Consider the following 20,312-nt stretch of genomic DNA (forward strand, 5'->3'; position numbering starts at 1 on the left):
CACTAATGCGCGAGCGGGCCCGAGGTCGCGACGGCGGGCCTTGGATCTTCGGCGCGACACGCGCCCGGCAGGCCGCACCGGCCAATTCAATTGCGTAAAATTCAATTTGACCTGACACGTTTGGCGGCGGATGAAAGGGCCATCGGTCGAGATGGCCGAGTTCCCGCCAGAGGCTGTCATGAAGCACGTCCTAGCTCTTTCCATCGGCGCCGCCCTGCTCGTCGCCGCCCCCGCCCTGTCGGCGCCCGCCGCGCCGCCGGCGCCTCAGTTCGTGCGCGGCACGGTGACCGCCGTCACCCCGACCTCGCTGAACGTCACCTCGCGGGAGGGCAAGAAGCTCACCCTCGGCCTGACCAAGGACTGGACCGTGCAGATCACCAAGCCGGTGACCGTCGCCCAGATCGTGCCCGGCAGCTTCATCGGCACCGCCGAGATGCCCCAGAAGGACGGCACCGGCCGCTCGCTCGAGGTCCACGTCTTCCCGCCCGGCGTGAAACTGGGGGAGGGCCACTACGGCTGGGACCTGAAGAAGGGCTCGATGATGACCAACGGCACCGTGGGCAAGGTGGTGGCCAACAAGTCCGGCAGCGCCTTCGACGTCAGCTACTCCACCGGCGTGCGCCGCATCGTCGTGCCGGCCAAGACCCCGATCGTGCAGATCGTGCCGGGCGCCCGGACCCTGATCACCCCCGGCGCCAAGGTCTTCATGGCCGCGATCCAGACCCCCGGCGGCCTGATCACCAACAGCGTCGCGGTCGGCGAGAACGGCAAGGCGCCGCCGATGTAGGGCAAAGGATCCTCACGCTCATGCCCCTCGACAAACCGCTGGAAGGCGGACGCCTGCTGGTCTTCCGCCACCCCGCCGTGGTGCGGATCACCCATTGGGTGAACCTGGCCAGCCTGGTGGTGCTGCTGCTTAGCGGGCTGCAGATCCTGTGCAGCCACCCGGCCTTCTACTGGGGCGAGACGGCGCGGTTCGCCGAGCCCTTCGCCGCCATCGTCAGCGAGATGGGCAACGACGGCGAACCGCGGAGCCGGCTGATCGCGCCGGGCCTCAATATCGACACCACCGGCCTGCTGGGCGCGTCGAAGAACGCCGACGGCCTGATGACCTCGCGCGCTATCCCTCATTGGCTCACCCTGCCGGGCGAACTCGACCTGGGCGCCGGGCGGCGCTGGCACTTCTTCTTCGCCTGGCTATTTGTTCTGAACGGCGCGCTCTACCTGGCCACCGGCCTGCTCAGCCGCCGGCTGCAGCGGGAGCTGGTTCCGACGCGGGATCAGCTGAGCCACATCGGCCACGCGCTCCGCGATCACCTGCGGCTACGGTTCGCCCGCGGCGAGGAGGCGCGGCGCTACAACGTGCTGCAGAAGCTGACCTACCTGCCGGTGGTGTTCGGCCTGCTGCCGCTGATGGTGCTGACCGGCCTGGCCATGTCCCCGGCGGTCGACGCCCGCCTCCATCTGGCGATGGTCCTGGGGGGCCGGCAGACGGCGCGGACCCTGCATTTCCTCTGCGCCAGCGGCCTTGTCGCCTTCGTGGTGGTCCATGTCGGGATGGTGGTCCTGGCCGGACCCGTGAACGAGCTGCGCTCGATGATCACCGGCTGGTTCGTCATCAAGCCCGCCGAGGAGGACACGCCATGACCGCGCCGACGACCCGCAGAGCCTGGCTGCGCGGCGGCCTGACCACCGCCGCAGGTCTGGCCGTCGCCTCCTGCGACAAGCTCACCCAATCGCCCCAGGTGAACGCCACCCTGGACGGCGCCGAGAGCCTGAACCGGCGCCTGCACGGCCTGTTCGTCGGCCGCTCGGCCCTGGCGCGTGAGTATGACCGGAGCGCCATCTCGCCGGACTTCCGGGCCAACGGGACCACCAATCCCGACAGCGAGGAATACCAGGCCCTGGCGGCGGGCGGCTTCGCAGATTGGCGGCTACAGATCGGGGGGCTGGTGGAGCGGCCCCTCAGCCTGTCGCTGGCCGACCTGCAGGCCGCGCCCGCCCGCAGCCAGATCACCCGCCACGACTGCGTCGAGGGCTGGAGCAGCATCGCCCAATGGCGCGGCGCGCGGCTCGGCCCCCTGCTGACGCGGGCCGGCCTGAAGCCGCAGGCGCGCTACATCGCCTTCTTCTGCGCCGACACCCTGGAACTGACCCTGGACGGCAGTGGCGACTATTACGAGACCATCGCCATCGCCGACGCCTTCCACCCCCAGACCATCCTGGCCTACGAGATGAACGACGCGCCCCTGCCCGTGGCCCACGGCGCGCCGATCCGGCTGCGGCTGGAGCGGCAGCTGGGCTACAAGATGGCCAAGTACGTCATGCGCATCGAGGCCATCGACAGTTTCGAGACCCTGGGCCGCGGGCGGGGCGGCTATTGGGAAGACCGCGGCTACCAGTGGTACGCCGGGATCTAGTCCTCGTCGGCCACCAGCTCGCCAAGCCCCGCCGCCAGCCGCGTCAGGGTCGCCTTCAACGCCACGGCCTCCTCGGGCGGCAGCGGAAGCTGGCACAACACCGTCCAGGGGATGTCGGCGGCTCGGGCCTTCAGGGCGGCGCCGGCCTCGGTGAGGGTGACCAGCACCCGGCGCTGGTCCTGCGGATCGCGCGCCCGCGCCACCAGGCCCGCGCTCTCCAGCCGCTTGAACAGCGGGGTGAGGGTGCCGGAATCCAGGCTCAGCCGCCGGCCCAGGGCCCCCACCGTCTGGGGCGAGGTTTCCCAAAGCGCCATCATCGCCAGGTACTGCGGATAGGTCAGGCCCAGCGGCGCCAGCAGCGGCCGGTAGAGCCGGCTCATCAGGTTGCCCGACGAATAGAGGGCGAAGCAGAGCTGCAGGTCCAGGCGCAGCAGGTCTCCGACGTTCGCCGGTTTCGGCTGGATTTTCGCGCGGGCGGCGACCGATTTGCTCATCATGAAAGGCTACCGGATCACACGTGGCCGCGCCACACGGCGCCTAGATCATGATGATCTTGGATCGAAACGATCCAAAATCATCAACGTGATCGATTCCTAATGTTTAGAGCGGGATTGACACGCGAAAAACCGGTTCCCACTTTTTCGCATCCCGCTCTAGTCGCCCGTCATCCGCTTCAGGAACCCCTGGGCCGCCTCGCGATGGCGGGGTTTCAGGTTCTTGCCCACCACCGCCATCATGGCGGCGAACACCGCAGCGTCATCCGTGAATCCGATCACGCCCAGAATGTCGGGGAGCGCGTCGGTGGGCAGGACGAAATAGGCCAGGGCCGCCATCATCAGCCCCTTGGCGGCCTTCGGCGTCGCCGGGTCGCGGGCGCAGTACCAGACCGACAGCAGGTCGTCGGCGAAGGGAATCCTGGCCGCCACCTTGCGGAACTTGGGCCAGAAGCCCTCCGCCACCCGCCGTTCGTTGACCTTCTGCACGGCCGGAACCAGGGCGTGCTTGGGGTCGATCGCCGCGCGGGCGTCGAAACCATCGCCATTGACGTGGCGTGACGCTTTTGACTTGCCGCTCATCGGTCTAAAGCCTCGGGGGAAACCAGACCTAGTCTAATCAGAACCGGGAGCGACGCGTCCATGAAACTCAATTCCTCTATCGCCGCGGTTGTCACCGGCGGCGCCTCTGGCCTCGGCGAAGCCACGGTCCGCCAGCTTGCGGCCCAGGGCGTGAAGTGCGCCATCTTCGACATGAACGAAGCCAAGGGCGAAGAAGTCGCAAAAGAAGTCGGCGGCGTCTTCTGCAAGTGCAACGTCACCTCGGAAGAGGAAGTCGACGCGGCCTTCGCCAAGGCCCGCGCCGCTCACGGCCAGGAACGCATCCTGGTCAACTGCGCCGGCACCGGCAACGCCATCAAGACCGCCGGCCGCGACAAGGCCACCGGCGAGACCAAGCACTTCCCCCTCGACGCCTTCAACCTGATCATCCAGATCAACCTGGTGGGCACCTTCCGCTGCATCGCCAAGTCGGCCAAGGGCATGCTGGACCTGGAGCCCCTGGAAGACGGCGAGCGCGGCGCCATCGTCAACACCGCCTCGGTGGCGGCCGAGGACGGCCAGATGGGCCAGGCGGCCTATTCGGCCTCCAAGGGCGGCGTCGTGGGCATGACCCTGCCCATCGCCCGCGACCTGGCCAGCGAAGGCATTCGCGTCAACACCATCCTGCCCGGCATCTTCGACACCCCGCTGATGCGCGGCGCGCCGGAAGCGGTGAAGCAGGCCCTGGCCAATTCGGTGCCCTTCCCCAAGCGCCTCGGCCAGGCCGACGACTACGCCCAGCTGGCGCTGACCATGATCACCAACGGCTATTTCAACGGTGAAGACGTCCGTCTGGACGGCGCGATCCGGATGGCGCCGCGCTGATTTGAGCCCAAGCGACGGAGGGAACCGTAAGGCCACGCTTTACGTTCCCTCCGATTAGGGGTTCGGTGGGGCCCTGTGTGGGGCATTGTCGTGTGATGATTGGTCGGTGGGCGCAGCGTTTCGCAGTCGCGATCGAGCGTCCCCTTGTCGGCTATCTGGCGGCGCTCGGTGCGGTCGGAATCGCCGCCGCGGTCCGCGGCCTAGCCGGCCTGGTCCTGGTCGACCCGCCAAACTTCATGGCCTTCTTCCCGGCGATTCTGTTCGGCGCCCTGGTGGCGGGCCTGCGCGGCGGGCTCGGCGCGACCCTGCTGAGCGGGGCCATCGTCTGGGCCCTCTGGCTGCCCAAGGGCTCATCGGCGGAGTCCTGGCGCGAGGGGGAGCTTCAGCTCATCCTCTTCCTCGCCACCGGCGCCCTGACCGTGGTCATCGCCAAGAGCCTGCGCCTGGCCATCCAGCGCGGCGCGGCCGTCGAAGAGCGGTTCCGAATCTTCCAGGAACAGGCCCTGGACGGCTTCGTGATCCTGGAGCCGGTGTGGGAGAACGGCCAGGTCGCAGACTTCACATGGGCCTACGCCAATCCCGCCGCCGACCGAATGGCCCCACATCTTCAGGGGCTCGTGGGGCGACGGGTCACCGAGGTCTTCCCCCGCGACAACGCCGCCGAGGCAATCGAGCGCCTGCGCCTGGCTCTCGACTCCGGCGGCCCTGACGAGCGGGAAGTCCGCCGGGTTATTGAGGGCGAGGAGCACTGGATGAGGTCCAGCGCCCTGAAGCTGGGGGATGGCCTGGCGGTCAGTTTCCACGACATCACCGACCAACGACTCGCCGACCAGGCGGTGCGCACGGCAGAGGAAGAGGCCCGCCGCAGCCGCGACGAATTCGAGCACATCGCCAACGCCGCCCCGGTGATGATCTGGATGAGCGGACCCAGCCTGGGCGCCGTCTGGTTCAACGCCTCCTGGCTGGCCTTCACCGGCCGGCCGATGCAGGAGGAACTGGCCCGCGGCTGGCTCGAGGAAGTGCACCCGGAGGACCGCGAGCGAGTGCTGGCGACCTATGACGCACATTTCACGGCCCGCAGCCGGGCGCGGCTGGAATATCGCATCCTGCGCCACGACGGGGCCTATCGCTGGATCGACGAGGCCGCCGCGCCGCGCTTCGACGGCGACGGCAAGTTCCTGGGCTACATCGGCTCCTGCTCCGACATCACCGACCGCAAGACCGCCGAGGCCCAGCTGCGGGGCGGCGAGGCCCGGGTCCGCGCCCTGGTGGACTCCCTGCCCCAGCTTCTGTGGTCGGCCCGGCCGGACGGCGACTTCGACTATTTCAGCCCGCAGTGGATCGACTTTACGGGCGTTCCCGCCGCTGAGCATTTGGGCGACGGCTGGCTGAAGGCTGTCCATCCCGATGACCGCGACGACCTGCAGGCGGCTTGGTCGCAGGCCCTCCAGGGCGGCCTGCCCTTCGACCTGGAACACCGGCTGCGCCGTCATGACGGGGTGTGGCGCTGGTTCAACGCCCGCGCCTCGGCCATCCGCGAAGAGGACGGCGCGATCCGCCGTTGGTTCGGCTCCTCCTCCGACGTCACCGAGATCGTCGAGGCCCGCCGCGACCTGGAGGAGCGCGTCGCCGAGCGCACCCGCGAACTGGAGGCCAGCCTGGAGGAACGCGCCCGCGCCGAGGCGGCGCTGGCCCAGGCCCATCGCCTGGAGACCGTGGGGCGCCTCACGGGCGGAGTCGCCCACGACTTCAACAACCTGCTGACCGTCGTCATCGGCGGCCTGGACATGATCCTGAAGAACCCGGCCGACACCGCCCGGGTCAAACGCCTGTCGGAGGCCGCCCTGGCCGCCGGCCGCCGCGGCGAACGCCTCACCCGTCAGCTGCTGGCCTTCTCGCGCCGTCAGGAGCTGAAGCTGGAGGTGATGGATGTCGGGGCCCTGATCGAGCAGGTCGAGCCCCTGGTCCGCCGGGCGGTGGGCGAGGCCATCGACCTCACCGTCGACTGCCAGCCCGGGATCGGCGCGTCCCGCCTCGACCCGGCCCAGTTCGAGGCGGCCCTGCTGAACCTGGTGGTCAACGCCACCGACGCGGTGGAGGGCGGCGGCGCGATCCACATCCTCACCCGCCGCGTGGTCCTGGCGGACGGCGAGGTCTCTGGCGTGGCGGCCGGCGACTATGTGGCCGTCAGCGTCGCCGACACCGGCCCGGGCATGGCGGCTGAGGTGATGCAGCGCGCCTTCGAGCCCTTCTTCACCACCAAGGAGGTGGGCAAGGGCACGGGCCTGGGCCTCGCCCAGGTCTACGGCTTCATGAGCCAGTGCGGCGGGACCGTCACCATCGACTCGGCCCCGGGCGAGGGCGCCACCGTGACGCTCTATGTCCCCGCCATCGACGCAGTTCCCACGGTGGAGGCCGTCCGCGAGCCCACCGACGACAGCTGGGCGGCGGGCGCCGCGATCCTGCTGGTGGAGGACGACGCCGCCGTCCGCGCCGTTACCGAGAGCCTGCTGCAGGAGATGGGCTGCGAGGTCACCACCGACGTCGACGGCCCCTCGGCCATGGCCCGCCTGAAGACCGGCCAGGCCTTCGACCTGCTGATCTCCGATATCGTCATGCCCGGCGGCATGAACGGGGTAGAGCTGGCCCGCTGGACCCACACCCAGCGTCCCAGCCTGCCTATCGTGCTGACCACCGGCTATGCGGGCGACCAGTTCGCCGGCGGCTCGGCGGAGATCACCTGGCCCGTGGTCCGCAAGCCCTTCCGCGCCGAACAGCTCAGCGCGGCGGTGCGCGACGCCCTGACCGGCGTCACGCCCTAGATCACGATGTGATCGCTTCCTTATGTTTAGAGCGGGATTGACGCGAAAAACCGGTTCCCACTTTTTCGCATCCCGCTCTAGGGCCGGAACAACGGCGGGGGAGTGGCGTTGCGCCTGCGACACCCTCCAACCAAAAGGCTGCGCACATGACTCAGGAACAGAAGAACGACGGCTCCCAGCCCGGCGTGCTGGGCGACGGCACCGAGGAACAGAACCTCGGCCAGCCCGGTAACCCCAAGGCCCGCATCACCGAGGACGAGGTGAAGGAAGCCTTCAAGGACGCCCCGGCCGACAAGCCGAAATAAAGCCCTACTGCGAGGCGCCGCGTCCCTCGACCCGGACAAGGTCCACCAGCACGTCGCCTCGCACCAGATGCAGCAGATCATAGCGGTCGATGGTGGGATCGCAGTGCGGGGCGGTGAACTCCACCCGCTCGCCCCGCGCCACGGCCCTGTGCCGGGGTCGCGTCACCATGCCGTGCTCGTCGCCGAAAAAGCGGTACCTGGAGCCGGCCCAGGCCTCACCCAGGGGCTCGGGCTCGGGGCCGTCGGTGGCGAAGGCCTTCAGGCCGGCGTCCACCGTCACCCAGCGCTCGGCGTTGGCGCTGATCACCCGGCCCTGGACCGTCAGGCTGGTCTCGAAGGCCCCGTCGTCATCGGAGCCGAGGGCTTCCCGATACTCGCGGTCCATGAAGGCGTAGGACCCGGCCTGGATCTCGTTGAGGACGCCCTGGGCCGCATCGGCCGAGAAAGTGCCCGTGCCGCCGCCGGTGACCAGCTTGATATCGTGGCCCTGCGCTCGCAGCGCCGAGACCGCGTCCGACAGCTTGCCGATCCCATCGGCCACGGCGGCGGTGCGCTCATTGGCGCCGCTCATGTGCTGCCAATGGCCGCCGTAGCCCTGCACCCCGATCAGCCTCAGGGACGGCTGGGCGGCGATCGCCGTCCCCACCGCCACGGCCTGCTCGACGCTGGAGACCCCGGTCCGTCCCATGCCCAGGTCCACGTCGATCACCACCCGCACCATGACGCCGGCCGCCTGCGCCGCCTGGCCGATCTCCGTGGCCCCGTCCGCATGGTCGACGGTGATAGCGAAGTCCGGGTCGATCCCGGCCAGCCTGGCCGCCCGCGCCGCTGAAGGCTGACCCGCCAGCGACGAGGTGATCAGGATGCCGCGGATGCCCGCGGCCGACAGGGCCTCGGCCTCGCCAAGCTTGGCGCAGCAGACGCCCACGGCGCCCGCAGCGATCTGCCGCCGGGCCAGGGCGGCGCACTTGTGGGACTTGGCGTGGGGCCGCAGGGCCAGGCCCGCGGCCTTGGCCCGGGCCGCCATCCGCGCCACGTTGCGGTCGAAGGCGTCGAGGTCAATGACCCCGGCCGGCGTCGGGATCTGCCAGCGCGAGCCCGGCTGGCCGATCAGGGCCAGGGAGAGCACGGTGGAGGGGCGGTCGGCCAGGGCGCCGAGTTCGGCGGTGATGGCCTCCAGGCTGCGTTCGCTGCTCATCGGCGGCTACGCTTCAGGCCGCCCATCAGGCCGCGCATGATCTCGCGGCCCGCGGTGCTGGCGACGGTGCGCAGCAGCTGCTTGGCGAAGGTCTCGCCCATGGACTGGCGGGTCGAGGCCCGCGCAGCCGGGCGGCGAGTGGGCGCCGGCTCATCCCCCCAGGGCTGCGTGGGTTCGGCTCGGCGCTGCTGCACGGGCGGCGCCTCGGCGGCCTCGGCGGCGGCGGTCGCCCGCGCCGCCAGCTTCTCGAAGGCCGACTCCCGGTCCTGGGCCTCGTCATAGAGGCCGCGCACCGGGCTGGCCGCCATCACCGCGGCCCGTTCAGCAGGGGTCAGGGGTCCGAGCCGCGAGGCAGGCGGCCGGATCAGGGTCTTCTGCACCATGGTGGGCGCCCCCTTCTCGTCCAACACGGAGACCAGGGCCTCCCCGACCCCCAGGGCCTGAATGGCGTCGGCGGTGTCGAAGGCCGGATTGGTGCGGAAACTGTCGGCCGCGGCCTTCAGGCCTCGCTGGTCCAGGGGGCTGTAGGCCCGCAGGGCATGCTGCACCCGATTGCCGAGCTGGCCCAGCACCGTCTCGGGGATGTCGGCCGGGTTCTGGGTGACGAAATAGACCCCGACCCCCTTGGAGCGGATCAGCCGCACCACCTGCTCCACCTTTTCCAGCAGCGGCTTGGGGGCGTCGCGGAACAGCAGGTGGGCCTCGTCGAAGAAGAAGGCCAGGCGGGGTTTGTCGGGATCGCCGATCTCCGGCAGCTCCTCGAACAACTCGCTCATCAGCCACAGCAGGAATGTGGCGTAAAGCCTGGGGCTGGCGATCAGCTTGTCGGCCGCCAGGATGTTCACATAGCCGCGCCCCGAACCGTCGGTGCGCATCAGGTCCGAGAGCCGCAGGGCCGGCTCGCCGAACAGGTTGGCGCCGCCCTGGTCCTCCAGCGTCAGCAGCTTGCGCTGGATGGTGGCCACCGTGGCGGTCGAGACATTGCCGTACTTCGCCCCCAGCGCCTTGGCGTTCTCCGAGGTATAGGTGAGCGCCGCCTGCAGGTCCTTCAGGTCCAGCAGTAGCAGGCCCTCCTCGTCGGCGGCGCGGAAGACGACGCTGAGCACGCCTTCCTGCACGTCGTTGAGCTCCAGCATGCGGGAGATCAGCAACGGGCCCATCTCCGAGACCGTGGCGCGGATCGGATGGCCCTGCTCGCCGAACAGGTCCCAGAAGACCACCGGGGCGGCCGCCGGGCGAAGCTCCAGGTTCATGATCTTGGCCCGGGCCAGCATCTTCTCATTGGGCGCCCCCGCTGCGGCGATCCCGCAGAGGTCGCCCTTCACGTCGGCGGCGAAGACCGGCACGCCGGCGTCCGACAACCCCTGGGCCAGGGCCTGCAGGGTCACGGTCTTGCCGGTCCCCGTGGCGCCGGCCACCAGGCCGTGGCGGTTGGCTCGGTCGAGCCGCAGGCTCTCGAGGTGGTCGGAAAACCCGATCAGGACGCCGTCGTCGGCCATGGAATGCTCCTTGGAACTGCGGGCGCCACGCTATCGCCAGCCGGCCTGCGTCGCCACGGCCAAGCGTAAACAATTGTCGCGGGGGAGATCATTTCGCCAAACTCGCGCGTTCTGGCTCAGCCTTGCCGGCGCCAAGCCAGAACCGCCGAACAACGCAGCATCATCTCCCGAAAATCAGGGTAGACAGCCCAATTGACGCCACCCGCGACCCCGAGGACAGTCGGCTCCATGCCCGCCGCCGAACAGACCACCAACGTCTCCCGCATCTGCCTGGTCATCCTGGCGGTGATCGCGTCAGGCGCCACCATCTACTGGCTGGCCGACATCCTGACCCCGCCGGCCATGGCCATGTTCCTGGCCATTGTCATTGACGGCTTCGCCCGGGTGCTGAAGCGGAAGTTTCCCTGGCTCCCCGGCCGCGCCGCCATGCCGGTGGCGCTCCTGGTCTCCATCCTGCTGTTTGGTACGGCCCTGTTCGTCATCGCCGACAACGGCGCCAGCTTCGCCACACAGCTCGTCACCTATATCCCCAAGCTCAACCAGCTGATCGCCCAGCTGACCGGGGCGGCCGGCGTGGATGTGGCCCCCACCATCGACCAGCTTTTCATGCGACTCGACCCCAGCAAATATATCGGCGACGTGGCGCGCGGCTTTCAGAGCTTCGCCTCCAACGCCCTCTTCATCCTGATCTATCTGGGCTTCATCATCGCCTCGCGGCACGCCTTCGAGCGCAAGCTGGTGGGGCTGTCGGACAACCGGGCCGCCCGCCACGAGGCCATCGAGGCCTTCCAACGCATCCGCGACGGGGTGGAACAGTATCTCTGGGTCCAGACCGTCACCGGCCTGATGATCGCCGTGGCCTCCTGGATCGTCATGGCGGTGATCGGCCTCGACAATGCGGTGTTCTGGGCCTTCCTGATCTTCATCGCCTCCTACATCCCGATCATCGGCGGCGCGGTGGGCATCCTGGCGCCGCCGATCTTCGCCCTGATCCAGTTCGAGCCCTTCTGGCCCGCCATCGTCCTCTTGGGCGTGCTGCAACTGATCCAGTTCGTGGTGGGAAACGTGGTCCTGCCGCGCATGCAGGGCGACAGCCTGAACATCGACCCTGTGGTGGTCCTGCTCAGCCTGGCCTTCTGGGGCGCCATCTGGGGCGTGGCCGGCATGTTCCTCTCCACCCCGCTGACGGTGATGGCCATGGTGATCCTCGCCCAGTTCGACGGAACCCGCTGGGTCGCGGTGCTGTTGTCCGCCGACGGGGCGCCCGAAAAACTGCGAGACCGCAAGGCCGGGATCGCCCCGCACGAGAAGCCGAAACCGAAACGCCGCCGCGGCGTCACGCAAGCGTGAGGCGGGCCGCAAGACCGGGGTCTTAAACTTGGCCGTTCAATGCCTATCTGAGGGTGGCTCGGGCAAGACCCGACACCTCGACGCCCGCTTTCTCAGCCCCCGGGCGACGCGAGGACCGAGTGTTCCGCCACACCCCCTTGGCGGAACCAGGCGCCGCCGGACACTCTCCTCCGGCGGCGTTCTCGTGTCGCGAGCCCGTCGATGACCCGCCGCCCGCAAGCCGCCAACGCCCTGATCAAGGCCTTCCGGGCCCTGGTCCCGGAGACCGACGCCAGTCGCGCCTTCATCGACCAGGCCGCCGCCGACGCCGCCCCTGACGAGCTTCCCGAACTGCCGCCCGAGGGCCTGGCCGCGTCCCTGGCCGACTTCTGGACCTCGGCGGCGATCCGCAGGGGCAAGGCTCCGGTGATCCGCCTCGTCCACGGGCAGGCCGGACTCGACCGCCTGGAGGTCGTGCAGGACGACGCCCCCTTCCTGGTGGACAGCATCATGGGGGAGATCGCCGACCAGGGCCTGTCGGTCCGGGCCATGTTCCACCCCATCGTGACGGTCACCCGCGACCGGAAGGGCGCGCGCGCCGAGACCGGAAGCCCGCGTCGGGAGTCCATGATCCAGGTGGTTCTGGAGACCGTGGGCAAAGACCGCGAAGCCGCCCTGCTGACCGGGCTGAAGACCACGCTGGCCGATGTGCGCGCCGCCGTGGACGACTTCCCCGCCATGCTGGACCTGATGGCTCGCGCCATTTCCGAGTTGGAGGCCGCGCCCAAGAGCGAGGTCCGCGACGAGGACATCGCCTTCCTCTCCTGGCTCCACAATGAGCACTTCGTCTATCTGGGCGCCCGGGTCTACGAGTACCCGCGCCTCGCGGACGGCGCCTATGCGCCGGAGGAACCGCTCTACCAGCCGCAGGACGGCCTCGGCGTGCTGCGGGACCCCGAGCGCACCGTGCTGCGCCGCTCGTCGGAGCCCGCCGTCCTGACCGCCCAGATCCGCTCGCGCCTGGCCGATCCGCCGGTGACGGTGGCCAAGTCCAATGTCCGCTCCCGCGTCCATCGGCGTGGCTACATGGATTATGTGGGGGTCAAGCGGTACGGCGCCGACGGCAAGCCCTGCGGCGAGGTCCGCTTTGTAGGCCTCTTCACCTCCGAGGCCTATGACGAGCCGGCCCACGACGTGCCGCTGCTGCGCGCCAAGGTGGCCAATCTGCTGGCCAAGGCGGGGGCGACGCCGGGAAGCCACAACGAAAAGCGCCTGCGCAACATCGTCGAGAACCACCCGCGCGACGAGCTTTTCCAGGCCAGCGAAGCTGAGCTTCTGGCCACCTCGCTGGCCGTCCTGCACCTCTATGACCGGCCTCGGGTGCGGGTGTTCGAGCGCCGCGACCCCTATGACCGCTTCGCCTCGGTCCTGCTCTACGTGCCGCGCGAACGCTACGACTCCGACCTGCGCACCACCGCCGGCGCGCTGCTGGCCAAGGCCTATGGCGGCCGGGTCTCGGCCTACTATCCCCACTTCTCCGACGCCCCCCTGGCCCGGGTCCACTTCATCATCGGCTTCACCCCCGGCGACCACCTCGACCCCGACCTGAAGGCGGTGGAAGCTCAGATCGCCTTGGCCAGCCGCACCTGGGAGGACCGCTTCGACGCCGCCACCCGGGCCAGCGGCCGCCCGACCGCCGAGGTTTCCGACATCCTGGCCCGCTACGCCCAGGCCTATCCCGCCGGTTACCGTGACCGCTACGACGCCGCCGAGGCCCTGGCCGATCTGGCGGTGATCGACAGCCTGGAGGTTGGCGAGTCGGTTCGGGTCCGCGCCTATCGCCGGGCCGGCGACGGCAAGACCCAGTTCCGCTTCAAGCTCTATCGCCCCGGCGCGCCGGCCCCGCTGGCCGATGTCCTGCCGATCCTGGAGAACATGGGCCTGAAGGCCATGGTGGAGACCGGCTTCCCGATCACCCGGGCCGGCGCGGCGCCGGTCTGGGTCCACGACTTCGAGCTGGACGACGAGCGCGGCGAGCACCTGGTCTTCGACGAGGTGAAGGCCGCGTTCGAATACGCCTTCGTCGCCGTCTGGAGCGGCAGGACCGAGAACGACGGCTTCAACCGCCTGGTGCTGGAGCTGTCCATCACCTGGCGCGACGCGGCCCTGATCCGGGCCCTGGCCCGGCACCGCCAGCAGTCGGGCCTCGACCCCAGCCAGCGGGTGCAGGAAGAGGCGCTGTCCAACCATCCCGGCGTCGCCCGCCTGATCCTGGATCTCTTCCGGACCAAGTTCCATCCGGCCATCAACGCCAGCCTGGCGGCCCGCCACACCCAGGCCGCCGCCGTGATGGACGAGATTGTCGAGGCCCTGCAGCTGGTGGAGAGCCTGGACGACGACCGGGTGCTGCGCCGGCTGGCCCTGCTGGTGGGCGCGATCAAGCGCACCAACTATTACCAGCCCAATCCCGACGGCTCGTCCAAGCCCTATATCAGCTTCAAGGTGGCCTCAGGCGAGCTGGCCGACCTGCCCCTGCCCAAGCCGTTCCGCGAGATCTTCGTCTGGGCGACCCATGTCGAGGGCGTTCACCTGCGCTTCGGGCCCGTGGCGCGCGGCGGCCTGCGCTGGAGCGACCGGCGCGACGACTTCCGCACCGAGGTCCTGGCGCTAGCCAAGGCGCAGAACACCAAGAACGCGGTCATCGTCCCCGTCGGCTCCAAGGGCGGCTTTTATCCCAAGCAGCTGCCGAAGGGCGGCGCGGCGGAAGCCGTCCGCGCCGAGGGCATCCGCGCCTACACCACCTTCCTGCAGGGCCTGCTGGACATCACCGACAACCTGACCCCGGACGGCAAGGTCATCCATCCTGAGAACGTCGTGGTTCACGACGCCGACGATCCCTATCTGGTGGTCGCCGCCGACAAGGGCACCGCCACCTTCTCCGACATCGCCAACGGCATCGCCGAGTCCTACGGCTTCTGGCTGGGGGACGCCTTCGCCTCGGGCGGATCGGCGGGCTACGACCACAAGGTCATGGGCATCACGGCGCGCGGCGCCTGGGAGGCGGTGAAGCGCCACTTCCGCGAACTGGGCAAGGACATCCAGAGCGAGCCCTTCACCGTGGTCGGCGTCGGCGACATGTCCGGCGACGTGTTCGGCAACGGCATGCTGCTGTCGCCGGTGATCCGGCTGCAGGCGGCCTTCGACCATCGCCACATCTTCCTCGACCCCGATCCGGACACCGCCAGCAGCTATGCCGAGCGGGCCCGCATGTTCGAGCTGCCGCGCTCGTCGTGGGACGACTATGACCGCAAGCTGATCTCCAAGGGCGGCGGGGTCTTCCCGCGCACCCTGAAGTCCATTCCGCTCTCGCGCGAAGTGCGCGCGATGCTGGAGATCACCGCCGAGACCGCGACGCCGGCCGAACTGCTCTCGGCCATCCTCAAGGCGCCGGTCGAGCTGCTCTATCTCGGCGGCATCGGCACCTATGTGAAGGCCCGCACCGAGGGCCACCTGGAGGTCGGCGACAAGACCAACGACTCCCTGCGCGTCAACGGCTCGGACCTGCGTGTCAAGGTGGTGGGCGAGGGCGCCAATCTCGGCCTCACCCAGGCCGGCCGCATCGAGTTCGCGCTCTCGGGCGGCAAGATCAACACCGACGCCATCGACAACTCCGCCGGGGTCGATAGCTCCGACCACGAGGTCAACATCAAGATCGCCACGGGGATTCTTGAACGAACCGGAATTCTGACGCGGCCGAAACGCGACAAGCTGCTGAAGTCCATGACCGACGACGTGGCCGCCCACGTCCTGGCCCACAACTACGGCCAGACCCTGGCCCTGTCCCTGATGGACCTGGACTCCGGCGGCGAGCTCGAGCCCCACGCCCAGTTCATGACCCGGCTGGAGCAGGCTGGGCGGCTGGACCGCGCGGTGGAAGGCCTGCCGGACGCCGCTGTCATCGCCGCCCGCGCCGACGGGGGCCTGGGCATGACCCGGCCCGAGGAAGCTGTCCTGCTGGCCTATGGCAAGCTGGAGCTGTCCCACGACATCGTCGCCTCCCGCGCCCCCGACGATCCGCATTTCGAGGCGGTGCTGGAGGGCTATTTCCCCAAGGGCCTGCGCAGGTACGACGACGCCCTGCGCAAACACCGGCTGCGCCGCGAGATCATCGCCACCGTGGTGGCCAACGACGTGGTCAACCGCTGCGGGCCAAGCTTCCCCTCGCGCCTGATGGCCGCGGCCTCCTGCGACACCCACGCCTTCGTCACCGGTTATGAGGCGGCCAAGGCGGTGCTGGGCCTGCCCGAGCTGTGGAACGCGGTCGCCGGCCTCGACCCCGCCATTCCCGGCCAGGCTCCGGCCTCCGGCCAGATGGCCCTGTTCCGCCGCCTGGCCTACACCCTGCGCGGCGAGACCTTCTGGCTCGCCCGCCGGGCGGGCCGCTCCGGCGCCGGGGTGGCCGAGCTGATCAAGCGCTACGGCCCGGGCACCGCGATCCTGCGCAAGCTCGGCCCCGGGGTGCTGTCGGAGGTCGAACAGACCCGCACCACGGCCCAGATCGACAAGCTGATCGAGGCTGGCGCCCCCGAGGCGCTGGCCGCCCAGGTGGCCAATCTTCAGCCCCTGACCACCGCGGTGGACCTGGTGGACCTGGCCGAGGCCTCCTCCTGGGCCCTGCCCAATGTGGCCCGGCTCTATCACCAGACCGGCGCGGTCTTCGCCTTCGACCGGCTGCGCGCGGCCGCCGGGGGCTTCACGGCCGGGGACGCCTTCGAGCGGACCGCGGTCCGTCGCCTGCTGGAGGATCTGCTGGCCGAACAGGCGACGCTCACCCGCTCGATCATGGCCTTCGCCGCCAGCGCCCAGGCCGGAGAGGCCCAAGCCTCCGCTCAGAAGGCTGTGGCCTCCTGGACCGCCCTGCGCCACGACGCCGCCGAGGCCGCGGCCAAGTCCATCGAGGAGATCGAGGCGGCCGGCGGACGCTGGACCTTCGCCAAGCTCACCATCGCCAACGCCGCCCTACGCGAACTGGCCGCCAGCGCGACGATGGAGAAGAAGCGCTAGGCGGACAGCTCCGCCCTCTGGCACCAGCGGGCGAGGTCGCGCTCCCGGCCCATCAGGGCCAGGCCCGAGGCGATGGACTCCAGTTCGCTGCCGCTCTCGATGCGGTCGGACGCGAACCTGCGGTGGAAGATGGCGCGAACCGCCGGCACCAGGGACGAGCCGCCGGTCAGGAAGATGCGGTCGATCTGGTCGGGCTTGAGGCCCGCGTCGGCCAGGGCCTCGTCGACGGCGGTCTCGATCAGGCCCAGTTCCGGCGAGATCCAGCTCTCGAACTCCGTCCGCGCCACGTCGCGCACGATCTCGATACTGCCCGCCGCGAAGCGGAACTGGGCGCTCGTGTCCCGCGACAGCGCCTCCTTCAGCCGGCTCACCGAGCGGTACAGCAGGTAGCCGTAGTTCTCGTCCAGGGTCTCCACCAGCCGGGCGATCTTGTCGGGCTCCACGGCCTCGCGCACCAGTTTGCGGATCTCGCGCATGTCGCGGCTGGCCCGCATCAGGGCCAGCTGGTCCCAGCGGGCGAAGGTGGAATAGTAGCGGTTGGGGATCGGCAGGGTCTTGCCGAAGGAGGTGTAGCTGGTCCCCTTGCCCAGTTCCGGGGACACCAGATGGTCGATGATCCGGTAGTCGAAGGCGTCCCCGGCCACCCCCACCCCCGACCGCCCCAGCGGCGTCGAGGCGATCTCGCCGTCCTGCCTTGAAAACCGGATGATCGAGAAGTCGCTGGTGCCGCCGCCGAAGTCCCCCACCAGCACCGTGGCGTCCGCCTTCAACTCGCGGGCGAAGAAGAACGCCGCCCCCACCGGCTCGTAGGCATAGAGGATTTCCTTGAAGCCCAGCCGGGCGAAGGCCGTCTCATAGCGGCGCAGGGCCAGCTCCGGATTGGGCGCGCCGCCGGCGAAGGTCACCGGCCGCCCGACGATCACCCGGTCGGGCAGGGCCGCCAGGTCGGCGCCGGCATGGTCGCGCAGCTTCAGCAGGAAGGCCGAGAGCAGGTCCTCGAACTGGTAGCGCCGCCCCAGGATCTGGGTCTCGGTGAAGCTCTCCGAGGCCGCGAAGCTCTTGAAGGACTGGATGAAACGGGTCTCCAGCGGGTCCTCGACATAGGCGTCGATGGCCCAGGGCCCGGCCTCCACCGTGCGGTCGTTGGGCCGCTCGGCCGGCGCATGGAAGCTGATCGCCGAGCGGAAGGCGAACAGCTCGCCCTCCGGCGCGGGGAAGGTCACCAGGGTCGCCGGCCCCTGCCCGCCGGCCAGGGCCACCACCGTATTGGTGGTCCCGAAATCGATGCCGATCGTACCGGCCATGGCGCGCTCCGTTTCTGGGAAGGTGGGGACGACGGATCGCCGCCCCACCGCAACGGTGCGCGACCCGCTTAGTTCGTGAGGCCGGCCCGAAGCATCAGGTCAGAGCCTCCACGAGGTCCTGCTCGTAGGCGGCCACGGTGGCCATCTGCAGGATGCGGCTGACCGAGGCCGAGAGCGGGCAGATCTGCACGGACTTCGACAGGCCCAGCAGCAGGGGCCCGATGACGGTCGCCCCGCCGACAGCCTGCACCAGCTGGGTGGAGATGGCGGCTGAGTGGATGGCCGGCATGATCAGCACATTGGCGGGACCCGTGAGGCGCATGAACGGGTAGTTGACCCGCTTCTCGGGATCGAGCGCCAGCTCCGGCGGCATCTCGCCCTCATACTCGAAGTCCACGTCCATCTCGTCGAGCATGGCCACGGCGTCGCGCACCTTTTCGCTGCGCTGGCCCATGGGGTTGCCGAAGGTTGAGTAGGACATGAAGGCCACCCGCGGAGTGTAGCCCAGCACGCTCACGGTGCGGGCCGCCTGCAGGGCGATCTCCACCAGTTCGTCGGCCTCCGGCATCTCGGTGACATTGGTGTCGGCGATGAACAGGGTGTGGCCCTTGGCCAGCACCACGCTCATGCCCATCACCCGGCCGTCGGGGGCCGGGTCGATGACCTGCAGCACCTCCTCCAGCACCTGGTCGTAGGAGCGGGTCACCCCGGTGACCATGCCGTCGGCATGGCCCAGCGCCACCATGGAGGCGGCGAAGGAGTTGCGGTCCTGGTTGATCAGCCGCTGGACGTCGCGCTTCAGGAAGCCCTGGCGCGCCAGCCGGCCATAGAGATAGTCGACATATTCCGGATTCCGGTGCGACAGCCGGGCGTTGATGATCTCCAGGCCGCTGTCCTTGGGGTCCAGGCCGGCGGCGACCATGTTCTCCAGCACCAGGTCCTCACGACCCACCAGCACCGCCTGGCCCAGGCCCGCGCTCTGGAAGGCGTAGGCGGCGCGGATCACGCTGGGCTCCTCGCCCTCGGCGAAGACGATCTTCTTCTTCGGCGCCGCCTGCACCGTGCCCTGCAGCTTCTGCAGGAAGGCGGCGGTGGGGTCGAGGCGCTGGGCCAGCGAGGCCCGGTAGGCGTCCATGTCCTCGATGGGCTTGCGGGCCACGCCGGAGTCCATCGCCGCCTGGGCGACGAAGGGCGGGATGTACCAGATCAGCCGCGGGTCGAAGGGCGAGGGGATGATGTATTGCGGGCCGAACTTCAGTTGCTGGCCGTGATAGGCCGCGGCCACCTCGTCGGGCACATCCTCGCGGGCCAGCTGGGCCAGGGCGTTGGCGCAGGCGATCTTCATCTCCAGGTTCACCCGGCGGGCGCGCACGTCCAGCGCGCCGCGGAAGATGTAGGGGAAGCCCAGCACGTTGTTGACCTGGTTGGGATAGTCGCTGCGCCCGGTGCCGACGATGGCGTCGGGCCGCACGGCGTGGACCTCCTCGGGCAGGATCTCCGGATCGGGATTGGCCATGGCGAAGATCAGCGGGTTGGGCGCCATCTTCATGATCATGTCCTGGGTCAGGACGCCCTTGGCCGACAGGCCCAGGAAGACGTCGGCGCCCACCAGGGCCTCGGCGAGCGTCCGGGCGTCGGTGTCCACCGCATGGGCCGACTTCCACTGGTTCATGCCCGCGGTGCGGCCACGATAGATCACCCCGGTGTTGTCCACGGCGATGCAGTTTTCGTGGCGCACCCCCATGGCCTTCATCAGGTCCAGGCTGGCGATCCCCGCCGCCCCGGCCCCGCAGAGCACCACCTTGACGTCCTTCAGCTCGCGTCCGGTGATGTGGCAGGCGTTGATCAGGCCCGCGCACGAGATGATCGCCGTGCCGTGCTGGTCGTCGTGGAACACCGGGATGTCCAGCAGTTCCTGCAGCTCGGTCTCGATGCGGAAGCACTCGGGACTCTTGATGTCCTCCAGATTGATGCCGCCGAAGGTCACGCCGATGTTCTTGACCACCGTTATGATCTCGTCCGGATCGGTGGCCGAGACCTCGATGTCGATGGAGTCGACATCGGCGAAGCGCTTGAAGAGCACGCTCTTGCCCTCCATCACCGGCTTTGCGGCCAGCGCCCCCAGATTGCCGAGGCCCAGGATCGCCGTGCCGTTGGAGATCACCGCCACCAGGTTGCCCTTCGACGTGTAGTCGTAGGCCAGCTCCGGGTTCTCGGCGATGGCCAGGACCGGCACCGCCACCCCCGGCGAATAGGCCAGGCTGAGGTCGCGCTGGGTCGCCATCGGCTTGGTGGGCACAATGGCGATCTTGCCGGGCGTCGGGTCCCGGTGGAAGCTCAGGGCTTCCTCATCGGTGAAGGTGCGTTTTTCGGCGTCGCTCATAGGGGCGGCGTGTCCTTGGGCGCTGAGGTCTTGGGAACGAAGGGCGCCAACCTACAGAGGCCGGCGCCC

At 69.3% G+C, this 20,312-nt stretch carries 14 protein-coding genes; 8 read left to right on the plus strand and 6 right to left on the minus strand.

The window, feature by feature from the left end; all coding sequences use genetic code 11:
• The first annotated feature begins 178 nt into the window (after positions 1–178).
• The 3 genes from Q7J39_RS00825 to Q7J39_RS00835 are packed head-to-tail and all read left to right on the plus strand — an operon-like array spanning position 179 to position 2,420.
• Positions 179–787, plus strand: a complete 609-nt coding sequence (locus tag Q7J39_RS00825) for a hypothetical protein (RefSeq protein ID WP_304819451.1) — start codon at positions 179–181, stop codon at positions 785–787.
• Between the two features lie 20 nt (positions 788–807).
• Positions 808–1,647 carry a cytochrome b/b6 domain-containing protein gene (locus Q7J39_RS00830; protein ID WP_304819452.1) on the plus strand — a complete coding sequence of 280 codons (840 nt, stop codon included), beginning with the start codon at positions 808–810 and terminating at the stop codon, positions 1,645–1,647.
• A complete protein-coding gene (locus Q7J39_RS00835) occupies positions 1,644–2,420 on the plus strand; it encodes a molybdopterin-binding protein (RefSeq protein WP_304819453.1) in 777 nt (258 codons plus the stop codon). Before Q7J39_RS00830 ends, Q7J39_RS00835 begins: the two co-directional genes overlap by 4 nt.
• Here the strand turns inward: Q7J39_RS00835 and Q7J39_RS00840 are convergent.
• Together Q7J39_RS00840 and Q7J39_RS00845 are read right to left on the minus strand one after the other, a co-directional pair.
• Positions 2,417–2,914 (minus strand): MarR family winged helix-turn-helix transcriptional regulator, encoded by a 498-nt coding sequence (locus tag Q7J39_RS00840; RefSeq protein ID WP_370689972.1) that lies wholly within the window; start codon positions 2,912–2,914, stop codon positions 2,417–2,419. The genes Q7J39_RS00835 and Q7J39_RS00840 overlap by 4 nt on opposite strands.
• Before the next feature lie 159 nt (positions 2,915–3,073).
• Entirely contained in the window at positions 3,074–3,496 is a 423-nt protein-coding gene (locus tag Q7J39_RS00845) for a YkvA family protein (RefSeq protein ID WP_304819455.1), read from the minus strand.
• A gap of 60 nt (positions 3,497–3,556) precedes the next feature.
• On the opposite strand from Q7J39_RS00845, the gene Q7J39_RS00850 reads away from it, so the two are divergent.
• The 3 genes from Q7J39_RS00850 to Q7J39_RS00860 all read left to right on the plus strand — a co-directional run bounded on the left by Q7J39_RS00850 (position 3,557) and on the right by Q7J39_RS00860 (position 7,466).
• On the plus strand, positions 3,557–4,339 hold the full coding sequence (locus Q7J39_RS00850) for an SDR family NAD(P)-dependent oxidoreductase (RefSeq protein ID WP_304819456.1): 783 nt from the start codon (positions 3,557–3,559) through the stop codon (positions 4,337–4,339).
• Between the two features lie 95 nt (positions 4,340–4,434).
• Positions 4,435–7,161 carry a PAS domain S-box protein gene (locus tag Q7J39_RS00855; protein ID WP_304819457.1) on the plus strand — a complete coding sequence of 909 codons (2,727 nt, stop codon included), beginning with the start codon at positions 4,435–4,437 and terminating at the stop codon, positions 7,159–7,161.
• 146 nt (positions 7,162–7,307) lie between these two features.
• A complete protein-coding gene (locus Q7J39_RS00860; protein ID WP_304819458.1) occupies positions 7,308–7,466 on the plus strand; it encodes a hypothetical protein in 159 nt (52 codons plus the stop codon).
• A 4-nt stretch (positions 7,467–7,470) separates the two neighbouring features.
• Here Q7J39_RS00860 and Q7J39_RS00865 read toward each other — a convergent pair whose 3' ends face one another.
• Positions 7,471–8,664, minus strand: coding sequence for a DSD1 family PLP-dependent enzyme (locus Q7J39_RS00865; RefSeq protein ID WP_304819459.1), 1,194 nt, complete (start codon positions 8,662–8,664; stop codon positions 7,471–7,473).
• Positions 8,661–10,163 (minus strand): helicase HerA-like domain-containing protein, encoded by a 1,503-nt coding sequence (locus tag Q7J39_RS00870; RefSeq protein WP_304819460.1) that lies wholly within the window; start codon positions 10,161–10,163, stop codon positions 8,661–8,663. Before Q7J39_RS00870 ends, Q7J39_RS00865 begins: the two co-directional genes overlap by 4 nt.
• Positions 10,164–10,391: 228 nt before the next feature.
• Between Q7J39_RS00870 and Q7J39_RS00875 the strand changes: the two genes are divergently transcribed.
• Both Q7J39_RS00875 and Q7J39_RS00880 read left to right on the plus strand, forming a co-directional pair.
• The gene (locus Q7J39_RS00875; RefSeq protein WP_304819461.1) at positions 10,392–11,513 is read left to right on the plus strand and encodes an AI-2E family transporter; all 1,122 of its coding nucleotides are present in this window, start codon (positions 10,392–10,394) and stop codon (positions 11,511–11,513) included.
• Between the two features lie 201 nt (positions 11,514–11,714).
• Positions 11,715–16,556, plus strand: a complete 4,842-nt coding sequence (locus Q7J39_RS00880) for an NAD-glutamate dehydrogenase (protein ID WP_304819462.1) — start codon at positions 11,715–11,717, stop codon at positions 16,554–16,556.
• Here Q7J39_RS00880 and Q7J39_RS00885 read toward each other — a convergent pair.
• Both Q7J39_RS00885 and Q7J39_RS00890 read right to left on the minus strand, forming a co-directional pair.
• Positions 16,553–17,860, minus strand: coding sequence for an Hsp70 family protein (locus Q7J39_RS00885; RefSeq protein WP_304819463.1), 1,308 nt, complete (start codon positions 17,858–17,860; stop codon positions 16,553–16,555). The two genes, Q7J39_RS00880 and Q7J39_RS00885, sit on opposite strands and share 4 nt — an antisense overlap.
• 94 nt (positions 17,861–17,954) lie before the next feature.
• Positions 17,955–20,243, minus strand: coding sequence for an NADP-dependent malic enzyme (locus Q7J39_RS00890; protein WP_304819464.1), 2,289 nt, complete (start codon positions 20,241–20,243; stop codon positions 17,955–17,957).
• Positions 20,244–20,312 lie beyond the last annotated feature (69 nt).

The sequence above is a fragment of the Phenylobacterium sp. genome (assembly GCF_030651185.1).
Classification (GTDB): Bacteria; Pseudomonadota; Alphaproteobacteria; order Caulobacterales; family Caulobacteraceae; genus Phenylobacterium.